This window comes from Streptomyces sp. NPDC002130 (assembly GCF_040296465.1).
In the GTDB taxonomy this organism is placed as follows: Bacteria; Actinomycetota; Actinomycetes; order Streptomycetales; family Streptomycetaceae; genus Streptomyces.
The window spans coordinates 1-1,604 of sequence record NZ_JBEOXI010000730.1; the positions used below are offsets into that span (position 1 = coordinate 1).

Genomic DNA, 1,604 nt, shown 5'->3' on the forward strand with positions numbered 1-1,604 from the left:
GGGAACGTACTGGTACCACTCGCACAGCGGATTACAGGCCGATCGGGGGCTCTTCGGCGCCATGATCGTCGAGGATCCGAACGACACCACCGGGGCCGACGTCGATGCCGTCCTGGTGCTCGACGACTGGCTCGACGGATTGGGAACCAACCCGGATTCCGTCCTGATGGCCCTGAACCCGGCAATTTCGGGCGGGCACGGCGGACACGGCGGTGGGGCAACAACTCCGGCGGAACACTCGGAAGCCGACATGTCCGTCGCGCAGCAGTTGGTGAGCGGCGGACACGGTTCTTCCGAACCACTCGGCGGGATGACTCAACACATCGCGTATCCGCTGCACTTGATCAACGGGCGGCCACCCGATGATCCTGCTGTCGTCACTGCAGCGCCCGGTTCGACCCTGCGACTACGAATCATCAACGCAGCGGCCGAAACTCCGTACCGGTTCGCTGTGGCCGGTCACGAGATGACAATCGTCGCTACCGACGGCTACGACGTGGAGCCAACTCCTGCCGACACCATCATCGTCGGCATGGCCCAACGCTACGACGTACTGGTGACGGTGAAGTCGGGAACATGGCCGGTGGTAGCGAAGGTCGAGGGCCGAGATGGTTATGCGTCGACCGTCCTACGCAGCACCGACGCGTTGGCGCTGGCGAATCCGGATGTGGGCGGAAACCTCTCGGAACTGGCCGGGCGGCTGGTAACCGAAAGCGAACTCCGGCCAACGGAATCCGCACGGCTCGAGACGAAGACGCCTGATCGCGACTACCACATCGAGTTGATCCAGGCCGGCGATCGATACGTGTGGGGAATGGCGGGAGCCGATGCGGGCAAGCTCGTCATGAAACAGGGTGAACGGGTCCGCATCACGATGAAGAACACGTCCACGATGTGGCATCCCATGCATACCCACGGCCACACCTTTGCGGTACCGGATTACGGCGGGCTTCGCCGCGACACCGTGAACGTCCTACCCGGCACCGAGCTTGCCATCGAGTTCGACGCCGACAACCCCGGCGAGTGGATGTTCCACTGCCACAACGCCTACCACTTCGAAGCAGGCATGACGGCAAATCTGCGTTACGTCCGCTGACAAGTCGAAGAATGGAGAGAACACCTCATGAAGAAACTCGTTCCCGCTTTCCTCGCAGCCTGCGCGGCATTGAGCCTCACCGCCTGCAGTAGTGACGCCGGTGCGTCGTCTGACGAACCTGCCGTCGTGATCGAGGTGAAGAACATGGCGTACACACCAACATCGGTCACCATCGAGAAGGGGCAGACCGTCGAATGGAAGTTCGACGACAGCGGACTCCCCCACGACGTGGTCGGCAACGGTGATCTCGACGGGAAACTGAAGAGCGAGTTGCTCACCGAGGGAACCTTCTCGTACACGTTCGACGACACCGGCACCTTCACCTACCACTGCACGCCCCACCCGATGATGGTGGGCACCGTGATCGTTCAATAGTGAGGAGGTGGATCGCCGGCTTCGTCCTCGCCGTCACAGCAACGTATGTTTCGTCTTGCGGCACAGAAGATCCCGTCCCCGACGTGGTGGTCGAGATCAGCAATGTTCAGTTCAGCCCGATGGACGTCACCGT

The 1,604-nt window shown here is 61.8% G+C and carries 2 protein-coding genes; both read left to right on the forward strand.

Translation table 11 applies throughout. The annotated features are described in order from the left end of the window. A partial coding sequence (locus tag ABT116_RS44910; protein ID WP_351646783.1) for a multicopper oxidase family protein occupies positions 1-1,096 on the forward strand: 1,096 nt, incomplete at its 5' end. A gap of 27 nt (positions 1,097-1,123) precedes the next feature. Then, positions 1,124-1,471: a plastocyanin/azurin family copper-binding protein gene (locus ABT116_RS44915; protein ID WP_298776975.1), complete on the forward strand. Its 348-nt coding sequence runs from the start codon at positions 1,124-1,126 to the stop codon at positions 1,469-1,471. Positions 1,472-1,604: the final 133 nt, after the last annotated feature.

Excerpts from the sequence above, each read along its gene's own strand:
- ABT116_RS44915 (WP_298776975.1), top strand. The coding sequence starts at position 1,124 with ATGAAGAAACTCGTTCCCGCTTTCCTCGCAGCCTGCGCGGCATTGAGC.